This window comes from Streptomyces sp. SL06 (assembly GCF_058244745.1).
In genome coordinates this window covers 1253641-1260145 of the sequence record NZ_JBSYOT010000002.1, presented here as the reverse complement: position 1 = coordinate 1260145, position 6505 = coordinate 1253641, and the positions used below count along the sequence as shown (strand labels likewise).

Here is a 6505-nt window from a genome sequence, read left to right as displayed (position 1 = left end):
CATCCATGAAAAGCCCCGTATCCCCGACGGCGTCCGACGCCTGCGACGAGTCCGTCCCCGGTGCCGCACCGCACCCCGCCGCCCCGGTGCCCCGCGACTTCCCGATGCGGCGCGGCTGCCCGTTCGCCGCGCCCGCGGAGTACGGGACACTGCGCACCGAGGACCCGGTCGCCCGCGTCACCCTGCCGACCCGGCGGGAAGCCTGGGTGGTGAGCCGCTACGACGACGTACGCGAACTGCTCTCCGACCCACGCGTCAGCGCCGACATCCGCCGCCCCAACTTCCCCGCCCTCGGCGAGGGCGAACAGGAGGCCGGGGCCAGGTTCCGGCCCTTCATCCGCACCGACGCCCCCGAGCACACCAAGTACCGGCGGATGCTCCTGCCGGTGTTCACGGTGCGCCGGGTGCGCGCGATGCGGCCCGCCGTACAGGCACGCGTGGACGAGATCCTGGACGGCGTGCTCGCCGCCGGCGGCCCGGTGGACTTCGTCTCCGCGTACGCCAACGCCGTGTCCACCTCGGTGATCTGCGAACTGCTCGGCATCCCCCCGGAGAACCTGGAGTTCTTCCGGGACGTCACCCGGATCTCCGGCTCCCGGCACAGCACCGCCGAACAGGTGGCCGAAGCCCTCGGCGGCCTCTTCGGGCTGCTCGCCGAGCTGGTGGCCGAGCGCCGGAGCGAACCCCGCGACGACCTGATCTCCCAGCTCGTCACCGACCACCTGGTCACCGGCAACGTGACGACGGACCAGCTCCTGTCCACCCTCGGCATCACGATCAACGCCGGCCGTGAGACCACCACCAGCATGATCGCCCTGAGCACCCTGCTCCTGCTGGACCGGCCCGAGCTGTTGGAGGAGCTGCGCCGCGACCCCTCGCTGATGCCCGCCGCCGTCGACGAACTCCTGCGCGTCCTGTCCGTCGCCGACTCCATCCCGCTGCGCGTCGCCGCCGAGGACATCGAGCTGTCCGGCCGGACCGTCCCCGCCGACGACGGTGTCATCGCGCTCCTCGCCGGGGCCAACCACGACCCCGAGCAGTTCGACGACCCGGAGCGGGTCGACTTCCACCGCACGGACAACCACCACGTCGCCTTCGGCCACGGCGTGCACCAGTGCGTCGGACAGCACCTGGCGCGGCTGGAGCTGGAGGTCGCCCTGGAGACGCTCATCCGCCGCGTCCCCTCCCTCCGCCTCGCGGGAGACCGCGACCAGGTCGCCTTCAAGCACGACTCGGCCACCTTCGGCCTCGAAGAGCTGATGGTGACCTGGTGACCGCCCCCTTCCCGCCCGGCACCCCCGCCCGCGCCGCCCGCGCCGACGACCCGTGGGTCAGGCGGTGGCACGAGGGTACGGCGCCCCGCCTCAGACTGGTCTGCCTGCCGCACGCGGGCGGCAGCGCCGGCTTCTACCGGCCCTGGGCGGCGCTGATGCCCCCCGAGGTCGAACTCGTCGGCATCCAGTACCCGGGTCGCGAGGACCGCCTCGACGCCCCGGAGATCGCGGACATGGACGAGCTGGTGACCGCGGTGGCGGACGCCGTCCTGCCGCTGCTCGACCGGCCGTACGCCCTCTTCGGGCACAGCATGGGCTCCGCCGTGGCCTGGGAACTGGCCCACGAGCTGGGCCGCCGCGGCGCCCCCGCCCCGCGCCGGCTCTTCGCGTCCGGCCGGGCCGCACCCGGCACCGCGGTGACCGGGCAACTGCACCGCCAGGACGACGACGTACTGTGCGCGGAACTGGGCCGGCTCGGCGGCACCAGCCGTGAGGTCCTCGACGACCCCGGGCTGCGCGCCCTGATCCTGCGCACCGTGCGCCACGACTACCGGATCATCGAGACGTACCGGCCGGCCCCCCGGCCGCCGCTGTCCTGCCCGGTCCATGTGCTGACCGGCGGCGCGGACCCGGAACTCGGCGAGGAACGCTGCCGGGAGCGGGCCGGCGGCTGGGCGGACCTCACCACCGCCCGCACCGAGGTACGCGTCTTCCCCGGCGACCACTTCTACCTCACCCCGCGCCGCCGCGAGGTGGTCGCCACCGTCCTGCGGCGGATGGATCCCTCGCTGACCACGGGCGGCCGGCGCACCTGGCCGAGCACCCCGTGAGCCCGCACCGCCCGGCCGCCCCCGACTGGAGACTGTCGTGATCGACTACTACTCGACCTCGGCCGAGTTCTACGAGCTGGTCGCCACCCGGCACACCGCCAGCAGCGGCCCGCCGCTGACCCGCGTCCTCACCGGCCTGGACGTGTCGCACGGCCCCGTCCTGGAGATCGGCGCGGGCACCGGACGCGTGACCGAGGTCATCGCCCGCGCGCTGCCCGAGGCGGAGATCCTCGCCGCCGAGCCGTCGGCCACCATGCGGGCCATGCTCACCTCCCGGGTCGCCCGCGACCCCGACCTGCGGCGCCGGGTGACGGTGGTCGACGGCGCCGCCCAGGACCTCGTCCTGCCCGAACGGCTCAGCGCCGTCGTCATCTTCGGCGTCGCCGGTCATCTCACCGTCCCCGAACGCGTCGCCCTGTGGAAGCGGCTCGCGGCCCGCCTGCCGGACGGGGCACCCATCGTCGTGGAGCTGATGGGGGTCTCCGCACCCCGCGTCATCCCACCGGTGATGTCCCTGCGGGAGACCCTCGGACGCCAGACCTACGAGTGGTGGATCGGCGGCGAACCCACCGAGGGCGACGCCATGCGGTTCACCACGACCTGGAAGGTCCTGCGCGAGGGCCGCACCGTGCGCGAGGTCGCCGACAGCTACGACTGGCACACCTTCGACGTTGCCCGGCTGGCCCGCGAGGCAGGCATGACCAGCCGCCGCATCACCGAGGCGGGCGGCCGGCCCATTCCCGAAATCGGAGTACTCGTCAAGTGAAGTCACAACCGTCCGGGCCCGGCACCGACCCGGTGTCCCGGGAGCCGGCAGACCCCGGCGCGGGCACCGGGACGCCCCCGCGCCCGCTGCGTGAACTGGCCGGGCCCGTCCGCGCCCGACTGGCCGTCGCCGTCGCCCTCCAGGCCGTCGCGGCACTGGCCGGAGTGGTGCCCTTCATCGCCGTCTCCAAGATCGCCGACCGTCTCACCGGGGATGCGCCCGCCGACGGCGACGCCCTGTGGCCGCTGGTCACCCTGGCCTGCGCGGCGGGCCTGCTCGCCCTGGTGTGCGCCACCGCCGCCGGCGCCCTCGCCCATGTCGCCGACAACGACCTCCAGCTCACCCTGCGCCGCCGCCTCGCCCGGCACATCGGGCGGCTGCCGCTCGGCCGGCTCACCGACCGGGGCACCGGCGAGGTCAAGCAGGCGGTGCAGGACGACGTGAGCGCGCTGCACACGCTGTTCGCCCACACCCTGCTGGACGTTGTCGCCGTACTCACCGCCCCGGTGCTCGCCCTCGGCTACCTCCTCACCGTCGACTGGCGCCTCGCCCTGGTCGCCGTCGTGCCCCTGGCACTCGGCGTGTTCCTGTTCGGCCGGGCCATGGCGGGCGCGGCGGCACAGATGGCCGAGTTCGGCGCCGCGCTGGGGCGGATCTCCGCCGCCGCCGTGGAGTTCGCGGCCGGCATCGCCGTGTTCAAGAGCTTCGGGCGGGGACGCAGGGCCCACGAGCGTTTCGTCGACGCGACCGAGGGCTTTGCCGACTTCTTCTCCCGCTGGGTCAGAGCCACCCTGGTCACCTCCACCGCCGCCGTGCTGGTGGTCGCCCCGGCCGTGGTCCTGCTGCTCCTGTCCGCGGTGGGCGCGGTGTTCGTCACCCAGGGCTGGACGACCGGCGCGGAACTCGTCCCGTTCCTGCTGCTCGGCCCCGCGGTCGCCGCCCCCATGGGCGTGGTCGGCCCCCGCATCCAGCAGATCCGGGCCGGCCAGGCCGCCGCCGTACGCATCACGGAACTGCTGCGCGCTCCCACGCTCCCCGAGCCCGCGAACCCCGCCCTGCCCGACGGCCACCACGTGTCGATGCGCGGGGTGTCCTTCTCCTACGACGGCCGCACCGACGTGCTGCGCGATGTCGACCTCGACCTCGTGCCCGGCACGGTCACCGCGCTGGTCGGGCCCTCCGGCTCGGGCAAGTCCACCCTGGCCTCGCTGCTGCCCCGCTTCCACGACGTCACGGCCGGCACGGTGACCCTCGGCGGCACCGACCTGCGCGACATCCCCGCGACCGAGCTGTACCGCCGGGTCGGCTTCGTCCTCCAGGACGTACGGCTGCTGCGCGCGAGCGTCGCCGACAACATCCGCCTGGGCCGCCCCGACGCCACCGACGAGGAGGTCGAGCGGTGCGCCCGCGCCGCCCGCATCCACGACCGCGTCACGGCCCTGCCCGACGGCTACGCCACCGAACTCGGCACGGCCGTCACCCTGTCCGGCGGTGAGGCACAACGCCTTTCCATCGCAAGGGCGTTGCTCGCCGACGCCCCCGTCCTCGTGCTCGACGAGGCGACCGCGTACGCCGACCCGCACTCCGAAGCACTGATCCAGGACGCGCTGTCCGCGCTCGCGGCCGGTCGCACCCTGCTCGTCATCGCCCACCGGCTGTCGACCATCCGCTCCGCCGACCGGATCGTGGTGCTGGAGGACGGACGCGTCACCGAACAGGGCCGCCACGACGAACTGCTGGCCGCCCGGGGCCGCTACGCCGCGCTGTGGCGGGCCCAGAGCGCCGCACGGCCCGACCGGGCGGCGGACGACATCCGAGAGGGAAGCGCACGATGATCCGTCAGCTCTACCGCGTCCTGGGCCCCGAGGGATCCCGCCCGCTGAACCGGCTGCTCGCCCTCCAGTGCGGCGCCGCCGTCCTCCAGGGCGTCGCCTTCGCACTGCTGGTACCCGTCCTGCGGGCCCTGCTCGGCACCGACCCCGACGACGTGTGGCCCTGGCTCGCGGCGTTCGCCGTCTGCGTGCTCGCGTACGCCGTACTCCAGGGCGCGGCCATCAGCGGCGGGTTCACCGTCGGCTCCCGGCTCTCCCGGGTGCTCCACCGCCGTATGGCGGACCAGGCCCTGCGGCTGCCCCTCGGCTGGTTCACGGCCGGCCGCACGGCCGAGTTCAGCAGGCTGGCGGGACAGAACGTCATCCAGGTGATGAGCACACCGGCCCATCTGCTGCGCCCCTTCATCACCTCCCTGCTCACCCCGGCGACACTGGTGGCCGCCACCTTCTTCTTCAACGTCCGCACCGCCCTGGTGCTGCTGGTCTGCGCGCCCCTGCTGTTCGCCGTCCAGGCGGCCAGCACGGCGGTGATGCGCCGGCTCGACCTCGGCCGTGACGCCGCGATCGGCGAGTCCGCCGACCGGGTCCTGGAGTACGCGCGCAACCAGCCGGTGCTGCGGGCGTTCGGCCGGACCGCGCAGGGCTACGGGGCGCTGGACGACGCCCTGGTGGCCGAGGCCCGCGCGGACCGGCGGCTCATCGCGCGGGGGCTGCCCGGACTGGTCTCCTTCTCCTTCGCCACCCGGCTCGTGTTCGCCCTGCTGCTCGCCCTGGGCGTGTCCTGGCAGCTCGACGGATCGCTCACCGTGCCCACCCTGCTGGCGCTCCTGGTGCTGCTGGTCCGCCTGATCGACGCCGTGTCGTCCGCCGCCGAGGCCGGCGCGGGCATGCGCATCGCCCGCAACACCCTGGAACGGCTCGGCGCGGTCCTCGACGAACCGCCGTTCCCGCAGCCCGCCGAGCCGAAAGCACCCCGCGACGCGAGCGTGGAGTTCACCGGGGTCGGCCTGCGCCACGACACCTCCCCGGCGGACGGCACGGCCGCCCGCCCGGTCCTCGACGACGTGACCTTCCGGCTGCCCGAGCGCAGCATGACGGCCCTGGTCGGACCCTCCGGAGCGGGCAAGACCACCATCGCCGGGCTGCTCGCACGCTTCCGTGACCCCACCGAGGGCACCGTCCGGGTCGGCGGCGTCAACGTCCGCGAGATCGCCGCCGACGACCTGGCGGCCCACGTCTCCCTCGTGTTCCAGGACGTCTACCTCTTCGACGGCACGATCGAGGAGAACGTCCGCATCGCCGCACCCGACGCGGACCCCGGTGAACTGGCCACGGCCGCAGCCCTGTCCGGCCTCGACCGCGTGATCGAGGAACTGCCCGACGGATGGGCCACGAAGGTGGGCGAGGGCGGCGCACGGCTGTCCGGCGGGCAGCGCCAGCGCGTGTCCATCGCCCGCGCCCTGCTCAAGGACGCCCCCGTCCTCGTGCTCGACGAGGCCACCGCCGCCCTCGACCAGGAGAACGAGGCGCTGTTCGCCGAGACCGTACGCGCCCTGGCCGACCGCAAGACCCTGTTGGTCATCGCCCATCGGCTGAGCACCGTCGTGAGCGCCGACCAGATCCTCGTCCTGGAGGACGGCGCGATCACCGAACGGGGCACGCACGACGACCTGGTGACCGCCGACGGCACATACGCCTCCTTCTGGGAACGGCGCGCTCGGGCCCACGGCTGGCGACTGGAGGCGGCACCGTCGTGACCCCGCACCCGGCACCCGCGACCGACCGGACCCAGCGGCAGAGAGA

Annotated in this window: 5 protein-coding genes; all 5 read left to right on the top strand. The window is 74.1% G+C overall.

All coding sequences use genetic code 11. The features are described from left to right. The first annotated feature begins 5 nt into the window (after positions 1–5). From AC4IHM_RS05580 to AC4IHM_RS05560, 5 genes are read left to right on the top strand one after another with little or no spacing between them, the layout of a single operon-like run. A complete protein-coding gene (locus AC4IHM_RS05580) occupies positions 6–1274 on the top strand; it encodes a cytochrome P450 (RefSeq protein ID WP_490865967.1) in 1269 nt (422 codons plus the stop codon). Continuing rightward, positions 1271–2104: a thioesterase II family protein gene (locus tag AC4IHM_RS05575; protein WP_490865966.1), complete on the top strand. Its 834-nt coding sequence runs from the start codon at positions 1271–1273 to the stop codon at positions 2102–2104. Before AC4IHM_RS05580 ends, AC4IHM_RS05575 begins: the two co-directional genes overlap by 4 nt. Before the next feature lie 37 nt (positions 2105–2141). Beyond that, a complete protein-coding gene (locus AC4IHM_RS05570; RefSeq protein WP_490865965.1) occupies positions 2142–2870 on the top strand; it encodes a class I SAM-dependent methyltransferase in 729 nt (242 codons plus the stop codon). Then, positions 2867–4705 carry an ABC transporter ATP-binding protein gene (locus AC4IHM_RS05565; RefSeq protein ID WP_490865964.1) on the top strand — a complete coding sequence of 613 codons (1839 nt, stop codon included), beginning with the start codon at positions 2867–2869 and terminating at the stop codon, positions 4703–4705. Before AC4IHM_RS05570 ends, AC4IHM_RS05565 begins: the two co-directional genes overlap by 4 nt. After that, positions 4702–6459, top strand: a complete 1758-nt coding sequence (locus tag AC4IHM_RS05560; protein WP_490865963.1) for an ABC transporter ATP-binding protein — start codon at positions 4702–4704, stop codon at positions 6457–6459. The genes AC4IHM_RS05565 and AC4IHM_RS05560 overlap by 4 nt, the downstream gene beginning before the upstream one ends. Positions 6460–6505 lie beyond the last annotated feature (46 nt).

Bases quoted from the DNA above. Each gene is read 5' to 3' on its own strand.
- AC4IHM_RS05580 (WP_490865967.1), top strand. From the start codon at position 6: ATGAAAAGCCCCGTATCCCCGACGGCGTCCGACGCCTGCGACGAGTCC.
- AC4IHM_RS05560 (WP_490865963.1), top strand. From the start codon at position 4,702: ATGATCCGTCAGCTCTACCGCGTCCTGGGCCCCGAGGGATCCCGCCCG.